This is a genomic window from Rhizobium sp. R339, assembly GCF_002211395.1.
In the GTDB taxonomy this organism is placed as follows: domain Bacteria; phylum Pseudomonadota; class Alphaproteobacteria; order Rhizobiales; family Rhizobiaceae; genus Rhizobium.
In genome coordinates, this window is the sequence record NZ_LOKV01000012.1 from 663889 (window position 1) to 678479 (window position 14591).

Sequence of the window (14591 nt, forward strand, 5' to 3'; positions counted from 1 at the left end):
TCCAATCCCTCTCGTTTTCCTCAGGAATATCGACTCAATGGGGTGCTTGCGCGGCTCCGGTTCCAATACGCGCCATCGCTGCCCGAAGCTCAAGAAGCTCCATAAGAATATTTTCCCAATCTTCGTCGTCCGCTCTGGCGATCGGTATGACTGCAGCGGTGATCATCTGAAGCAGGCGATCGAGCGCCGGGGATCGATCGAACGCGCCGTGCGGCGCGCGATCGCGCAGGCTCCTGATATCGTCGACGATCTCTCGCAGGGCTATCTGCCGATCCGCGAAATTGAGGCCGGAGGAAACCAGCCTGATCGACGCGCTTTGCCGGCTCCTATCCATCGTGATACGCCGCTTGTCCGGTTTTCCCGCGCGCGGCGGCGCAGGAGCCCGCATCCGAAGCGGGCGGCAGGTCCGACAGATCCAGATGCATATGCCGCATCAGGCCGGCGAGCCTGTGCCTGTCCCGGATGCCGCATTCGAACCAGGAGACGAGCTCCCTGGCGACGTGTTCGGCTGCCGGGCTGTCGATCCCGCATGATCTTTCCCGGCACCATCCCTGGAGCACGGCGGTCAGCATCGCCAGATCATCGGGCTGCAGCGCCGGCTTGGTGATTCCCGCGTGCTGGATCATTCGGGCGCCTCCCTCCCCTTATATGCGACAATCCTAAACTTCGGGTCTTCGATTTCAACTGCTAGTGCGGAAGCGTACGGATCAGACAATCGGCATGCCGATTCGGCGCAGCGGGGAACAAGGCCGACCTTCCGGGGTTCGGCGGTAAGGGCAAAATCAACGTCGCATGACAGGCTCGGATATGGTAGGCACTGTACAGGCGCGGACCGCCTGATGCTTCGAACCGCACTGAACAGCATGATCGCCCCCCCAACGAGGATTACGATAGGCGTCCGCCATGAAGTCCCTCAGCCCGGTCGCCGGCAAGACGATTCTGATCATCGGTGAGGCTGGCTTCCTTCCGGAGGATGCCAGGGCCGCACTGGTCGCGCTCCAAGCCGTGCTCGCCGGTCCCGTCGTCGTTTCCAGCGCGATGGAATGCCTGAGCGAAGGCCTGATGTTTGACGCTGTGATCATCGACATCGCGATCTCCGACGAGGCCATGCTCTGGTTGAACGAATGGCTGGAGACGCGCCGGATTCCCTTTATCTTCGCTCATGACGAACGGTCGGCAACGCCGCCCGGCGGGTTCGTTGTCAGCGGGCGTCCTTCCGATATCGACGCGATGATCGCCGCTTTGTTTGGGCGGGACCCATCCTATTATCATTAATTGTTCGGTTCCGTACAATTGGGGGACGAGGAGTTGTTTCGGCCTCATTCGAGTCCCATTATTAAAACTCGCGAATGACGGCCTCGGGACCGGGGAAAGCCTCATGCTCGATTCTCAGTCTATTCATTTGAAAGCACTCGATTCGGCGGATCTCCACCATCTGCAGGCGGTTTTGAACGTGATCTGCCGCGAGGCGGGCAAGCCCTTGCGCGCGCCCGATATGCAGGAGATCGCGGCGCTGCTGATCCGCCTCTACCGCCATGGCGTGACCGACGAGGAAAAGCTGCTGTCGGTCGGCAGGCTGGCGTCGGCGCAAACGGCGCCCTCCCCCGTCACGGCCGGTGCCGCCGGGCGAAAGAGAAACGGCCGGCCCCTCAAGCCAGCCTGACGAGGAACAGCGCATGAACGACAATGAAAAGCCGCGGGCCGACGTCGAGGGAGCCGACAAGAAACCTGCCGAAACAGACAAAAACCCGCCGGCCGGTCCTCACGCCAAGGATCATCTCATCGACCAAAGCAAAACGCCGGGCGCCGGCTCGCTGCCCGCGAAGGACGAGCAGAGCGTCAACCCGGGATCGGGCTGATCCGCCATCCGCGATCGCCTGTCAGCGCGCGAGATCCTTGCCGATCAGCCGCCGGTATTCCTCTTCGGCCGCGCCATAGGACCCATGCGCCTCTTCGATCAGGCCCCGACGGTTGAGGATGACGATCTGCCGCCGCGTCGAGCGGATCAGCCCCTTGCCTTCGAGCAGATGCAGAGCAACGGTGACGCCGGCGCGGCGCACGCCGAGCATCACCGCCAGAAACTCATGTGTCAGCCAGATGGTCGCGCCATCGGTCCGGTCATGGACCATCAGCAGCCAGCGCGCCAGCCGCTCCTCCAGTTTGGCATGGCCGTTGGCGAGCACCGTGGAAGTCGTCTGCGCGAGCAGCGCCTGGACATAGGCAAGAAGCAGGCTGCGTAAGGGACGGCTTTCCTCCATCGCGGCTGAAAGAACCGATGCCGGCAGCTTGAAGCCATGGCCGGAGACCTGCATGAATGTCCGGTTCGCCGATTGGACGCCGCCGAGAATGACCGCCGCGCCGGTCATGCCCTCGCGCCCGACAATGCCCACCTCGATATCGCGCCCGCCCGGGAAGCTCGCCACGATCGAGGCAAGCCCTGATTCGAGAATGTAGACGTCGTCGACCGGCCTGTTTTCAGTTTCAAGGATCAGCGGCACTTCGAGATCGACGGGCTCCAGATGCGGCAGCAGAAGTTCGCGCTCCTGCGGCCCCATGGCGCGCAAAAGTTCATTCCGAAAATTCAATTCTTGATCGTTCATGTCCATCCGCGCATCGGTGATAATGCGGCCCTTGCTGCGGGCGAACCTAACCATCTAGAATCATTGAGCAATACATTGTGCAATAGCGTACAGACAGGCGGGTTGGCGCGCGGTCAATTGCCACCTGCGGCAGTGGACCCGTCCAGCACTTGCGACATCCTCATCTTCACGAGGCCGTTTGCCCTTGCCGCCAGCTTCGTCGGCAATCGGTTGAAGCCGTGCGGTGCTTCGGGGAAGACGACGTAGTCGGCATTGTTGCTTTGGCTCTGCCACCGCCTGAACATCGAAAGACTGTCGTCCACGATCGGATCGAGCGCTCCCGCGATCAGCAAGGCGGGCGGCAGGCCCGAGAGATCGGCAAACAATGGGCCCTGCGCCTCTCGACCGGACAGGCTTGGCGTCAGCCGCTCGAGATTGCGGAGCGCCGAAGGGGCATCGATCAGCAGGCTTCTGCCGGTCGACTGCCGAAGGCTTTCGGACCCGCCGAGATTGAAAGCGCCGCACATGGAAATAAATCCCACAACGGGCTTCGCCTTGCCGCTCGCGCGAAGATGAAGGAGCGCTTCCGCGGCGAGATGTGCGCCCGAAGATTCACCGCCGAGTATGACCCGCTCAACCTCGAGCGTGGCAAGATGGTCGACCAGCCACTCGGCCGCGGCCTTGCAGTCGCCGACGGCAACGTCGAGCCGGTCGTCGATCGCATTATGAAAATCGACGCCGGCCACCAGCATCCGGCACTCTCTGGCGATTGGCTGGGTGATGCCGTCGTCGAGCCGGGCATTGCCCATCACCCAGGCGCCGCCATGGAAATGGATGTAAAGGCCGCGGCGGACCCCGTCGGGAAGGATCAGCCTGAGCCCGATCCGCCGGCCGTTGACGACGATAGTGCGTCCTATGGTGCGACTTCGGCGGAACAGTCGATCGGGAGACAGGCGCTGAAGCGTGCAAATGGCGGCCTGCGCCGCCTTGGCGTTCCAGCGCCGGCCGGTGTGATAGCGCGGGAGAAGGTCGAGGACCGCATTCAGCTTGCGGGCGCCGCTGAGTTCCGCGCGGGTGAACACCGTCTCGCTATGGTGTCTCGCCGCCGCCTTCTTCACTTCGACGTCAGCCCCTGTATCTTGGTCAGGTGCATTCTGAGGTCCGGCAGGATCTTCTGCGATGCGCGCTTCAGGGCGCCGTCAGGACCGTTTCGTGAATAATCATGGAAAAGCGCCACGGCCTCCTGATGCGCCGCCACCTGCGTCGAAAGATAGGCCTGGTCGAGATTTGCCTGATCGCTTTGATTGAGTGCTTCAAGCTTCTTGTTGTGCTCGTCGTCCAGCGAAGCGGGCAAGCTGATGCCATCCTCCTTGGCGGCATCGGCAAGGGTGGCCCCCGCACGCTCATGATCCTTCAGCATGTCGCCCGCAAATTGCTTCGCATCTTCGGCTTTGCCTTTGGCAAGTTCGATCTTTGCTGCTTCCACCTCGAACATGTTTGCCATGGCGGCACGTGCAGCGAAGTCGGTTGCCTTTTGACGCGCAGCCTCGTCCGCCGCGAAGGCGGGCGCGGCGAGCAGGAAAAGAAGGCAAAGCCTGAATGTCAGCGTCATGATTGTTCTCCCGGTTGGGCTCGAGCCGTTGAAATGCGGTTCCAACATCCGGGGCGGGCGACGGTTCCCGGCGCTGGGCGAGATCCGGCTTCGATTTCGCGAGCCTGAGGGAACCGCGGCAAGGCATCGTTGTTAGACCTCGCGAAAAAGGAGGCCCGATATGGCAGAGAATGAAATTCGCGACATCTTCGTCGTTGGCTTGAGAAACGCACACGCCATGGAAAACCAGGCGCTGAGCATCATGAAACCGCAGCTGAAGCGGATCGAGAACTATCCTGAAGTCGCCGACAAGCTCGATCAGCACATCCGCGAAACCGATGGTCAGATCGTCCGGCTGGAGGAGATCCTCGACGGCTTGAACGAGGATAACTCGACACTGAAGGACCTGGCGCTTTCCTTCAGCGGATCCATGGCGGCGCTCGGCCACACGGTTGCCGGCGACGAAATCCTGAAGAACGCCTTTGCCAACTTCGCCTTCGAGAATTTCGAGGCTGCGGCCTACAAGTCGCTGCTCGTGATTGCCGAAGCCGGCGGATATGGCAACGCCGTGACGGGCCTTCAGGCAAATCTGGCTGAAGAGCTGGCGATGGCGGAATGGATCAACGACAATCTCGTCGCGCTGACGACAAAGTTCCTCTCGCTGCGCCAGGCGGGCGCGACGGCAAAGGTCTGAGGCATGGTCAATCAGCTTCCCTTGTCCGATGCCGACCTTGCGCCCGTCAGGAAATCGGCTGACGGGACGAGCGTCATCGCGCCCGATCTTGCCTACCGAACGATGTCGATCGTCAACGTCGTCTTTTACGGCGATCCGACGAGGCCGGGTCCGTGGGTGCTGATCGATACCGGTCTTTCGACCTCGAGCGACCGCATCAGGGCCTGCGCCTCGCTGCGGTTCGGCGACAATGCTCGCCCTGCCGCCATCGTGATGACCCATGCGCATTTCGATCACGCCGGTTCCGTCGAAAGCCTGGCAAGTCACTGGGACGTGCCGGTCTACGCGCATCCGCTGGAAAGACCATATCTGGAAGGACAGGCGTCCTATCCTCCAGCCGATCCGCTGGCCGGCGGCGGCGCCATGACCCTGCTTTCGCCGCTCTACCCACGCTCGCCTGTCGACGTGCGGGCGCGGCTGAAATCTCTGCCGTCCGACCAGACGGTTCCGGGGATGCCGGGGTGGAAATGGCTCCACACGCCCGGCCATTCGCCCGGCCACATCTCGTTGTGGCGCGAAAGCGATCGCACGCTGATCGCAGGCGACGCCATCATCACCACCGGCCAGGAATCAGCCTACGAGGCCATCGCGCGGACGCCTGAGATGCATGGGCCGCCACGCTATTTCACCCCCGATTGGGAAGAGGCGGAAAAATCGGTGGCGCTGCTGGCCTCGCTGGAGCCGGAACTGATCGTCTCCGGACACGGCCTGCCGGTGAAAGGGCAGATCATGCGCGGCAAGCTGCGGCAGCTTGCGGAGAATTTCCGCGATATTGCCGTCCCCATAGGCGGGCGCTACGACCTTGATCCGGCAAAGCCCGGCAAGTCTGGCAACGACGCCTTCCGCTGAGCTCCTGGTCCGACAGGAACCAAAGGCCGTGCCAAAGAGTTTCAATTTTGCGGCCTAGGCTGGCAATCCGGCCGTGGCAATATGAACTGGCGATACTGCCTCAACAGCCCCGCACTGACGGAGGGCGACCATTGGCAGAGATGACACAGCCGAAGGAGAACCGCCTCCTCGCCCTCTTGCCGGAGGAGGAATACAGGGCCGTTGCGGCCCATCTCGCCCCCTGTGAAACCCCTCGCGGCTTCGTCATCGTCGAGGCAGATGCCCCAATCGACCATGTCTATTTCCCGTGCACGGGGATCGGCTCCGTCATCAACGTCTCGCCCGAGGGCAATCGCGTCGAAGCGGGATTGTTCGGCCGCGACGGCTTTGCGCCGACGGCGGCTGCGATCGATGCCGGCGTCAGCGTTTCGGAAGTCGCCGTCCAGGTGCCGGGCTTCGCCTACCGGCTGCCGCAGGCCCGGCTGCCGGATCTGATGCGGACGCAGCCGGCTTTTGCCGGCCTCTTACACAAGGGCGTCCATGTCCTGGCGACCCAGGCCGGTTTTACCGCGCTTTCCAACGCGGTCCACGAGATCAACGAGCGCCTGGCGCGCTGGATATTGATGTGCCACGACAGGATCGACGGCGACAAGCTCGAGCTGACGCATGAGTTCATCGCGCTGATGCTGGCGGTCCGTCGCCCGAGCGTCACCACCGCCCTGCACATGCTGGAAGGCAACCATTTCATCCGCTCCCTCCGCGGCATGGTGATCGTCAGAGATCGCGCCGGCCTCGAAGAATTCGCCTCCGACGCCTACGGCAAGGCCGAGGAGGAATACGAGCGGCTGATCGGACCTTTGCGGAAATCGAAACGCCAGATCTGAAGGAGAGGAGAGATGAACCACGAAGCAGATCGTCACGCCCTGATGATTTATATCGGAGCCGTGATGCTGGTCGGGCTTGTGATCGTGTTCGGCGCCGCGATGGCGTGAAGCGCCGTAACGACCGGCTCACGAGCCCGCGAATGGCCCGAAGATGATCCGAACCGCAGGACGCGGAACGCCAACAGCCTGCTTTTAAAAGCCGGCAGATCGCTCTTTTCGGTTCTATTTTTCCGGCATCTGCCTTTCCGGCAGACCAGAATCTGAGCATTTTAGAAAGTGCTGCACAGGCCCGGCGGATGATTCCCAGCACGCAGCACGGCTGGCACGGGCTTTGCTTTTCCTGCTTGTATGCAAGATTTACATACCGAGCAGAACCGGCAGGCGAATATCGAGGAGACGATTGTCTCCGGCGTGCTTTCGGCGCGCATCCGGCCAGGCACGCGCCTCAGCGAAAACCAGCTCGCAACGCTTTTCGGCGTCTCCCGGACCCTTGTCCGCGAAGCCATGATGCGGCTCGAAACCCGCGGGATCGTCCAGGTCAGCCCCCGGCGCGGCTGGTTCGTGGTCGAGCCCTCGGCCGAGGAAGCGATGACCGTCTATGCCGCCCGGCGTGTCATCGAGTCCGGCCTGCTGCGCAGCATGCGCGGGCTGACCGATGACGGGCGCAAGGTGCTCGACGCCCATCTCGATGAGGAGAAGGCCGCGATGGCCGCGGGCGACCGGCGGCGCCTCACCTGCCTGATGGGCGATTTTCATATCCGGATCGCCGAGCTGCACGGCAATCCCATTCTGGTCGAGATCATGCGCGACCTGACCGCGCGGACCATCCTCATTTCGATGCTCTACCAATCGGAATTCCATGCGGCCCAGTCGCATCGCGGCCACTGCCGCATCTTCGCGGCCATGGCCGAGGGCGATTTCGTAAGGGCCGCCGAACTCTCCATCGAACATCTGGACGAAGTGGAAACCGGGCTCGACCTGACGGCGCGCGCCGATCCGCTGTCGGACCTGCGCACCTCCCTGTCGCTGCCTGCCGACACCGCTTTCAAGACATCCCGCCGGTCCGGCGCAAGAAAAACCTGAACCTCAAAGGAGAACCAGAGACATGTTGTCAAGACGCCTCTTCCTCGCATGCGCAACGCTCGCGGCCACCGTCGGCTTCGGCTCGGCCTCGCACGCCGATGCGCTCGCCGACATCACCGCGCGCGGCACGATCCGCGTCGCCGTTCCGCAGGACTTCCCGCCCTTCGGCAGCGTCGGCACCGACATGGCGCCGATGGGCTACGACATCGACGTCGCCAATCTGATTGCCGAAAAGCTCGGCGTCAAAACCGAACTCGTGCCGGTCACCAGCGCCAACCGCATTCCCTATCTGCAGACCAACAAGGTCGATCTCGTCATTTCGAGCCTCGGCAAGAATGCCGAGCGCGAAGCCGTCATCGATTTCACCGCCGCCTATGCGCCCTTCTATAACGGCATCTTCGCCCCGGCCGAGCTCGCGGCCGCCAAGGTGGAGGATCTCTCCGGCAAGGTGGTCGGCGTCACCCGCGGCGCCGTCGAGGATCTGGAACTCACCAAGGTCGCTGCCTCCGACGTGACGATCAAGCGCTACGAGGACAACAACGCCACGATCTCGGCCTTCCTGTCCGGCCAGGTCGAAGCGATCGCCACCGGCAACGTCGTCGCGGCCGCGATCCTCGCCAAGAACCCGCCCAAGCGCCCGGAGCTGAAGTTCCTGATCAAGAATTCGCCCTGCTATATCGGCCTCAACAAGAACGAGCCGGCGCTGCTCGAAAAGGTCAATACGATCATCGCCACGGCAAAGAAGGACGGCGCGCTCAACGCCGTTTCGCAGAAGTGGCTGAAGACCGACCTGCCCGCCGATCTCTAAAGTCACTCGCCTCCGGTCCGCACTGGAGAAAGCGCGTCATCCCGGTCCTGACGGGATGACGCCAACCGTCCCTCTGCAAAAGAGAGAACGTCCTTGAACTATCACTTCGAATTCAGCTGGCTGCTCCAATATTACCCTCAGATCGTCAAGGGCATATTGATCACCCTGCAGCTCATCGCGATCGGCGGCGTGCTCGGCATTTCGCTCGGCATCGTCTGCGCCTGGGTGCGCGCGCTCGGCCCCGTCTGGCTGAAGCCTGTTGTCGCCACCTATGTCGAGCTTATTCGCAACACGCCGTTCCTGATCCAGCTCTTCTTCATCTTTTTCGGCCTGCCCTCGCTCGGGCTGCAGCTCGGCGAGCTGACCGCGGCCAATATCGCCATGGTGATCAATCTCGGCGCCTATAGCTGCGAGATCATCCGCGCCGGCATCCAGGCGACGCCGAAGGGTCAATTCGAAGCCGGCGCCAGCCTGGCGATGAGCCCGTTCGAGACCTTCCGCCATGTGGTGCTGGTGCCCTCGCTGCAGCGCATCTGGCCGGCGCTCTCCTCGCAGGTGGTCATCGTCATGCTCGGCTCCTCCGTCGTGTCGCAGATCGCCGCCGAGGACCTGACATTCGCCGCCAATTTCATCCAGTCGCGGACCTTCCGCGCCTTCGAAGCCTATATGGTCTCGACCGTGATCTATCTGGTGCTGGCAATCCTGCTCCGGCAGGTGCTGGCGGTCATCGGCGGGGTCATCTTTCCAAGAAGGCTTGCCCGATGATCGAATTTTCCACCTGGGACATCCTGCGCAACCTGCTGCTGGCGACGCGCTGGACCATTCTTCTCTCGCTCGTCACCTTCGCCGGTGGCGGCGCGGTCGGGCTTTGCCTGCTCTTCCTGCGCATCAGCAAGCGCAAGGGGCTGCGCATGCTGGCGAAATATTACATCGAGCTGTTTCAGGGAACGCCGCTGCTGATGCAGCTGTTCATCGCCTTCTTCGGCCTCGGCCTGTTCGGCATCGACGTGCCGGCCTGGCTTGCGGCGGGCCTGGCGCTCATCCTCTGGACCGCCGCCTTTCTCGCCGAGATCTGGCGCGGCTGCGTCGAGGCCGTCGCCAAGGGGCAGTGGGAAGCCTCCGCCAGCCTCGGCATGGGCTGGCTGCAGCAGCTGCGCTACGTCGTGCTGCCGCAGGCCATGCGGATTGCCGTTCCGCCGACGGTCGGCTTTTCCGTCCAGGTCATCAAGGGCACGGCGCTGACCTCGATCATCGGCTTCGTCGAACTCTCCAAGGCCGGAACGATCGTCACCAACGCCACCTTCCTGCCCTTCACCGTCTACGGCCTCGTCGCCCTCATCTATTTCGCGCTCTGCTGGCCCTTGTCCAAGAGCAGCCAGATCCTCGAAAGGAAGCTCAATGTCGCTCATCGAAATCACTGAGATCCGCAAGAGCTACGGCGACAACGAGGTGCTGAAGGGCATCAACCTGAATGTCGAGCCCGGCGAGGTGATCGCCATCATCGGCAAGAGCGGATCGGGAAAATCGACGCTGCTACGCTGCATCAACGGGCTGGAATCGATCACTCAGGGTTCGATCTCGGTGGCCGGTGCCCAGCTCATGGATGACGAGGTGCATCTGAAGGCGCTGCGGCAGAAGGTCGGCATGATCTTCCAGCAGTTCAATCTCTTTCCGCACCTGACCGTCGGCGGCAACGTCATGCTGTCGCAGACCGTGGTGAAGAAGACGCCGAAGAGCGAGGCGGAAGCCATGGCCCGCCGGATGCTCGACCGCGTCGGCCTCGGCCACAAATTCGATGCCTATCCGGACGAACTTTCCGGTGGCCAGCAGCAGCGCGTCGCCATCGCCCGGGCGCTCGCCATGCAGCCGATCGCCCTGCTCTGCGACGAGATCACCTCCGCCCTCGACCCCGAACTGGTCTCGGAAGTGCTCGCCGTCGTGCGCGAGCTTGCCGCCGAAGGCATGACGCTCTTGATGGTGACGCATGAAATGAAATTCGCCCGCGACGTCTGCTCGCGCGTCGTCTTCATGCATATGGGCAAGGTGCACGAGATCGGCCCGCCGGAGGAGGTTTTCGCAAACCCGAAGACGGCCGAGCTGAAGCAGTTCCTGGGCCTGCACTAAAGCTCAGCCGCGGCGGACCGTGCCCGCCGTGCCTGCAGGCGCAGCAGGATATCGAAGTGATTGAGCGTGCCGGGCAGTTCGCCGGCAGTCAGCGACGGCTGCAGCAGGCTGAGATCGGCTTTCGACAGCAGCGCGCCGATGGCGAGGCTTGCAATGGTCGGCACGAGATTGTGGGCCGGGCAGATGGCCACACCGGCGCTGAAAGGCACGAAGCCCATGGCGGGCAAGGCTTCGTTCGGTCCCCAGATGCTGGGTTCCACGCGGTTGGCAAAGGCGAGCTCCGGGTCGCGATGGAAGAACGGGGTGAAGATGATGATGCCCGTGCCGCGTCTGAGCCGCCTGTCGCCGGCTTTCAGATCCTCTGTCAGTTCTCGCAGGATGGCGGGCGTGGTCGGCCAGAGGCGCAGGACTTCGAGCAGGCATGTGCGCGTGAAGGGACGGTCGAGCTCGGTGCCGGTCGCCTCTTCGACCGCCGTGCCCCAGAGGCTTGCATGGCTGGAAAGAATGGCGAGCGTTCGGAAGGTGGCAATGCCGGCGGCGTCGAAGGCAAACAGCCATTGCGCGATCTGGCTCTCCGGCTCGATCGCGCCATCCCTGGGAAGTCGGCCGGCAAGGCTGGTCTTTTCCGGCTCCCTTAGGTAGCGCCCCACCTGCTGATGAAAGCGCTCGAGCTTGCGTTGGTCGACCGGTGCGGCAAAGGCCCAATTTGCGCGCTTGCGAAGATCGTTCAAGGTCTCTGTCAAGGTGACATCGTTGCGTGCCCGCTCCCCAAGCACGACGCGGCGGACAACCCGCATCCAGGCTTGGGAGAAGGCCGGCCAGCTTAGCTCGCCGGGCCGGCCGGAACCAACAGTGTTCAATATCTCCTGAAACTCCGCATCGACGATGATTTTGAACTGCTGCGAACATGGATGGATCCGCTCGGCCGTCGCCAGAGCTTTCTCATGAAGGGGCCGCAGCTCGGCGCGGCGCGCGGCAGGCGAGATCAGCACGTTTCCCGGCTCGAAATGCGCAAGGGCGGCGCGTTTTTCTGTGCTTGCCGTGGCGAAGGGGGCGGGTGAAAATTCCAGCACGGTGGCAACATCGCCGGTGTCGAGGAGAAGCAAGTGCGGCCGGAAGGGAATGGGCAGCAGAAGCGGCGCGGGGCCGTATTTTTCCCTCAGCCGCTGCATCAGCTTCACGGCCCTCGTATCCAGGTCCTGGCGCTCCGCCAGACGCACCATCTTGCGGCGGCGGATGATGACGCCCTTGGCGATTGTGGGAGCCACGACGGACGTGACCACCCGCAGCGTGTCCAGCCAGCCGGCGCGGTTTATGCGGGCAAAGCCCGGACATCTTTTCTCGGCAAAACCTGAGTGGCCTAGTGCGTTCATATTCCTGGCGCCTTTCCGAAAAGAAGCGCGGTCGCGTCGGCAATGTCCGCTGATTGCCGCCGGGTCGTTGGCCGGCGTGATCGAACGTCCGGAGATTGGATTCCCGGGCTTTGGAGCGGAGTGAATCCGCTTTGTCGGGAACAAACATGAGAGGCGTTTGTTCCGGCCGCTGAGCAAAACGGATTAATTCCAAAGGCGGAACGTGGGACAGGCCCGAAGGTTCGGCGCTAAAGGAGCTTTCGATGAAAATGCCTTATCTCGTGGTCGCCGCAATCCTCGTCATCATCGTAACGATTGTCGCCATCGGCACATATCCCGGGCGCAGCGACAATGAGGAGACGCCCGGGCGGCCATCACCGCACGCTCTCGATCAGTCGCAATGAGCCGGGTTCAGTCGATGAGCTGGTTTCCGAGCAGGGAGTGCAGGCATTCGCGGGCACGGCTGACACGGCTTTTTAAGGTGCCGATCCGGCAGCCGCACATTTTGGCTGCATCCTCGTAGCTGGTTCCGGCGGCGACCAGCGTCAGCGCCCTGCGCCTGTCGTCGGACAGAAGCGTCAGCGCATGCTGCAGCTCACGCTCCCGTAGCGCCCATTCCTGTGTCGGGGCGGTGGCGATCTGCTCCATTGCCGCGTCGATGCCGGCGGGCTCGCGCTTCTGGCGGCGGTAATTGGTGCAGAAGGTGTTGCGCAAAATGGTGAAGAGCCAGGATTTGAGAGAAGTGCCGGGATGATAGAGATGAAGCGAGTTCAAGGCCTTCAGCAAGGTCTCCTGCACGAGATCGTCGATATCGTCGTCGCTGCGCAGGAACCGGCGGGCGAAGGCGCGGAGCGCCGGCGTCAGCTCGACGATCTCCGATTCTATCGCTGAGGTTTTTTTGCTGTGCGACGCTGGACGTACGGAAGACAAGGACATTTTTTCTCTCCTGGGATGAGGAGGAAAGCTCCGCGCATCCTAATCGTTGCCGTACGATATCGGACAGATACCTGCTTTTGATCGCTAGGATCCCTGCGGCGAGCGGAACAACGGCGCTGCGTAGTGGTTCGGGGCATCGCCGGTCCCGGTGCTGCCGGGCCGGCCTCTTCCTTGGCCGGATGAGATGGCGCCTCCGGCGACGGAGGCGTCACATCTCCCACGGGAACATCCGGCGAAGGCGAGAGTTGTTTGTCGTCACGACACGCGCCATAGGAGGACTAAATGGCAACCGAGAAGACTTTGAACGACCTCTTTCTCGATACTCTCAAGGACATCTACTACGCCGAAAAGCAGATTCTGAAGGCGCTGCCGAAGATGGCCCGCGCCGCGCAATCAGAAGAAGGCAAGGCCGGCTTCCTGCAGCATCGCGACGAGACCCAGGCTCAGGTCGAGCGCCTCGAGCAGGTCTTCGAAATGATCGGTAAGCCGGCGCGCGGCAAGACCTGCGAAGCCATCCAGGGCATCATCGCCGAAGCCGAGGAAATCATGGACGAGTTCAAGGGCACGGTCGCCCTCGACGCCGGCCTGATTTCATCAGCACAGGCCGTCGAGCATTACGAGATCGCCCGCTACGGCACGCTGATCGCCTGGGCCAAGCAGCTCGGCCTCAAGGACGCCGTCCCGCTGCTGCAGGCAACGCTCGCCGAGGAAGAAGCAACCGACAAGAAGCTCACGCAGATCGCGGAATCCTCGGCCAACGTCAAGAGCAAGGGCAAGGCGGCCTGAGCCGCCCAGCATCGGCCGCCCTATGGCGGCCGTGCTTTTTTCTTGGGTTCGCGGCGCTTCGGAACTGCCTACCGGGTCGGCAGAGCCAGCTGAAGAGGCTGCAGCGGCAGGCCGAGATAGGTCTGGCTGAGGCGATCGAGATCGCCGTTCAACTGGCTGTAATAGATGAAGCTGTTCACCCAGGCGAGAAAATTCAGCTCTCCCATCCGCACCGCCATGTGTGCCGGCGAGGACCGGAGCGCGATCAGCAGCTCCATTTCCTTGTCCGGGTTCTGCTTCTTCAGCGCCGCGACGGTCGTCGTGCTCGACGTCAGCAGGTCGGTCTGGCCGGAGAGGAAGGCCGTTGCGGAGGTGGAGTCGGATTCGAATTGCTTCACCTGGGCGCTTGGATTTCTCGACAGGATCGCTTGCGTCGCAGCGGCTCCCCGCGTCGCGGAAACCGTGTAGGCGTTCAGATCGTCGAGCGTGGAAACAGGCAGGCTCTTGGGTCCGAACACGCCGAGCACCGTGTTCACATAGGGCGCGGAATAGAGAACCTGCTTGGCGCGCTCCGGCGTGATGCCAAGGTTGGAGATGACGAGGTCCGCTTTGTCGGTGACGAGAACGGCGACGCGATTGGCCGATGGCACGCCGACCGTTTCGAGCTTGACGTTCAAGGCCTTGGCGACCATTTCCGCCATTTCGATATCGAAGCCGACCGGCTTGCCGTCGGCGCCGACAGATCCGAAGGGCGGGCTGTCCAGCGACACGGCGACGCGGATGACGCCGTTCGACAGAATGTCCTGAAGCCTGTCGGCCCAGGCGTTCGTCGCCGCACCGGCAACGCCGATAACGATGGCGAGGGCTTTGATCAGTTTCTTTTTCATGAGGTTCCCCTTTTCTTGGTG

The 14591-nt window shown here is 62.6% G+C and carries 21 protein-coding genes; 13 read left to right on the top strand and 8 right to left on the bottom strand.

Features of this window, described 5'->3' with window-relative positions; genetic code table 11:
- Nucleotides 1-34 precede the first annotated feature (34 nt).
- Both ATY76_RS17200 and ATY76_RS17205 read right to left on the bottom strand, forming a co-directional pair.
- Nucleotides 35-334 carry a hypothetical protein gene (locus ATY76_RS17200; protein WP_088675922.1) on the bottom strand — a complete coding sequence of 100 codons (300 nt, stop codon included), beginning with the start codon at nucleotides 332-334 and terminating at the stop codon, nucleotides 35-37.
- On the bottom strand, nucleotides 327-626 hold the full coding sequence (locus ATY76_RS17205) for a hypothetical protein (protein ID WP_088675923.1): 300 nt from the start codon (nucleotides 624-626) through the stop codon (nucleotides 327-329). Before ATY76_RS17205 ends, ATY76_RS17200 begins: the two co-directional genes overlap by 8 nt.
- A 277-nt stretch (nucleotides 627-903) precedes the next feature.
- Between ATY76_RS17205 and ATY76_RS17210 the strand changes: the two genes are divergently transcribed.
- From ATY76_RS17210 to ATY76_RS17220, 3 genes are all read left to right on the top strand, one after another.
- Entirely contained in the window at nucleotides 904-1275 is a 372-nt protein-coding gene (locus tag ATY76_RS17210) for a hypothetical protein (RefSeq protein WP_088675924.1), read from the top strand.
- 103 nt (nucleotides 1276-1378) lie between these two features.
- Nucleotides 1379-1663 carry a hypothetical protein gene (locus ATY76_RS17215; protein ID WP_088675925.1) on the top strand — a complete coding sequence of 95 codons (285 nt, stop codon included), beginning with the start codon at nucleotides 1379-1381 and terminating at the stop codon, nucleotides 1661-1663.
- 13 nt (nucleotides 1664-1676) lie between these two features.
- Entirely contained in the window at nucleotides 1677-1859 is a 183-nt protein-coding gene (locus tag ATY76_RS17220) for a hypothetical protein (protein ID WP_088675926.1), read from the top strand.
- 21 nt (nucleotides 1860-1880) lie between these two features.
- Here ATY76_RS17220 and ATY76_RS17225 read toward each other — a convergent pair whose 3' ends face one another.
- The 3 genes from ATY76_RS17225 to ATY76_RS17235 form a co-directional block, all read right to left on the bottom strand.
- Complete coding sequence (locus tag ATY76_RS17225) at nucleotides 1881-2600, bottom strand: Crp/Fnr family transcriptional regulator (protein ID WP_088676092.1); 720 nt, start codon at nucleotides 2598-2600, stop codon at nucleotides 1881-1883.
- Nucleotides 2601-2713: 113 nt separating this feature from the next.
- On the bottom strand, nucleotides 2714-3697 hold the full coding sequence (locus ATY76_RS17230) for an alpha/beta hydrolase fold domain-containing protein (protein ID WP_245309938.1): 984 nt from the start codon (nucleotides 3695-3697) through the stop codon (nucleotides 2714-2716).
- On the bottom strand, nucleotides 3694-4191 hold the full coding sequence (locus ATY76_RS17235; protein WP_088675927.1) for a DUF4142 domain-containing protein: 498 nt from the start codon (nucleotides 4189-4191) through the stop codon (nucleotides 3694-3696). The genes ATY76_RS17230 and ATY76_RS17235 overlap by 4 nt, the downstream gene beginning before the upstream one ends.
- Nucleotides 4192-4351: 160 nt before the next feature.
- Here ATY76_RS17235 and ATY76_RS17240 point away from each other — a divergent pair, with 160 nt between their 5' ends.
- The 8 genes from ATY76_RS17240 (at nucleotide 4352) to ATY76_RS17275 (ending at nucleotide 10630) form a co-directional block, all read left to right on the top strand.
- Nucleotides 4352-4864, top strand: coding sequence for a ferritin-like domain-containing protein (locus ATY76_RS17240; protein WP_088675928.1), 513 nt, complete (start codon nucleotides 4352-4354; stop codon nucleotides 4862-4864).
- Between the two features lie 3 nt (nucleotides 4865-4867).
- A complete protein-coding gene (locus tag ATY76_RS17245; protein WP_088675929.1) occupies nucleotides 4868-5752 on the top strand; it encodes an MBL fold metallo-hydrolase in 885 nt (294 codons plus the stop codon).
- A 140-nt stretch (nucleotides 5753-5892) separates the two neighbouring features.
- Nucleotides 5893-6615: a Crp/Fnr family transcriptional regulator gene (locus tag ATY76_RS17250; protein ID WP_190233681.1), complete on the top strand. Its 723-nt coding sequence runs from the start codon at nucleotides 5893-5895 to the stop codon at nucleotides 6613-6615.
- A gap of 348 nt (nucleotides 6616-6963) precedes the next feature.
- On the top strand, nucleotides 6964-7698 hold the full coding sequence (locus tag ATY76_RS17255; protein ID WP_088675931.1) for a GntR family transcriptional regulator: 735 nt from the start codon (nucleotides 6964-6966) through the stop codon (nucleotides 7696-7698).
- A 22-nt stretch (nucleotides 7699-7720) separates the two neighbouring features.
- A complete protein-coding gene (locus ATY76_RS17260) occupies nucleotides 7721-8506 on the top strand; it encodes a transporter substrate-binding domain-containing protein (protein ID WP_088675932.1) in 786 nt (261 codons plus the stop codon).
- A gap of 93 nt (nucleotides 8507-8599) precedes the next feature.
- Nucleotides 8600-9271 (top strand): amino acid ABC transporter permease, encoded by a 672-nt coding sequence (locus ATY76_RS17265; RefSeq protein WP_088675933.1) that lies wholly within the window; start codon nucleotides 8600-8602, stop codon nucleotides 9269-9271.
- On the top strand, nucleotides 9268-9927 hold the full coding sequence (locus ATY76_RS17270; RefSeq protein WP_088675934.1) for an amino acid ABC transporter permease: 660 nt from the start codon (nucleotides 9268-9270) through the stop codon (nucleotides 9925-9927). Before ATY76_RS17265 ends, ATY76_RS17270 begins: the two co-directional genes overlap by 4 nt.
- Entirely contained in the window at nucleotides 9905-10630 is a 726-nt protein-coding gene (locus tag ATY76_RS17275; protein ID WP_088675935.1) for an amino acid ABC transporter ATP-binding protein, read from the top strand. Before ATY76_RS17270 ends, ATY76_RS17275 begins: the two co-directional genes overlap by 23 nt.
- Here ATY76_RS17275 and ATY76_RS17280 read toward each other — a convergent pair.
- Nucleotides 10627-12003 carry a cytochrome P450 gene (locus ATY76_RS17280; protein ID WP_088675936.1) on the bottom strand — a complete coding sequence of 459 codons (1377 nt, stop codon included), beginning with the start codon at nucleotides 12001-12003 and terminating at the stop codon, nucleotides 10627-10629. The two genes, ATY76_RS17275 and ATY76_RS17280, sit on opposite strands and share 4 nt — an antisense overlap.
- Before the next feature lie 242 nt (nucleotides 12004-12245).
- Here ATY76_RS17280 and ATY76_RS33750 point away from each other — a divergent pair, with 242 nt between their 5' ends.
- Nucleotides 12246-12386: a hypothetical protein gene (locus ATY76_RS33750; RefSeq protein WP_190233671.1), complete on the top strand. Its 141-nt coding sequence runs from the start codon at nucleotides 12246-12248 to the stop codon at nucleotides 12384-12386.
- Nucleotides 12387-12393: 7 nt separating this feature from the next.
- Here ATY76_RS33750 and ATY76_RS17285 read toward each other — a convergent pair whose 3' ends face one another.
- Nucleotides 12394-12918, bottom strand: coding sequence for a sigma-70 family RNA polymerase sigma factor (locus tag ATY76_RS17285; protein WP_088675937.1), 525 nt, complete (start codon nucleotides 12916-12918; stop codon nucleotides 12394-12396).
- Between the two features lie 282 nt (nucleotides 12919-13200).
- Here ATY76_RS17285 and ATY76_RS17290 point away from each other — a divergent pair, with 282 nt between their 5' ends.
- Nucleotides 13201-13704 (top strand): ferritin-like domain-containing protein, encoded by a 504-nt coding sequence (locus ATY76_RS17290; protein ID WP_088675938.1) that lies wholly within the window; start codon nucleotides 13201-13203, stop codon nucleotides 13702-13704.
- Between the two features lie 68 nt (nucleotides 13705-13772).
- Here the strand turns inward: ATY76_RS17290 and ATY76_RS17295 are convergent, their stop codons facing one another.
- Nucleotides 13773-14570 carry a transporter substrate-binding domain-containing protein gene (locus tag ATY76_RS17295; RefSeq protein WP_088675939.1) on the bottom strand — a complete coding sequence of 266 codons (798 nt, stop codon included), beginning with the start codon at nucleotides 14568-14570 and terminating at the stop codon, nucleotides 13773-13775.
- Between the last annotated feature and the right edge of the window lie 21 nt (nucleotides 14571-14591).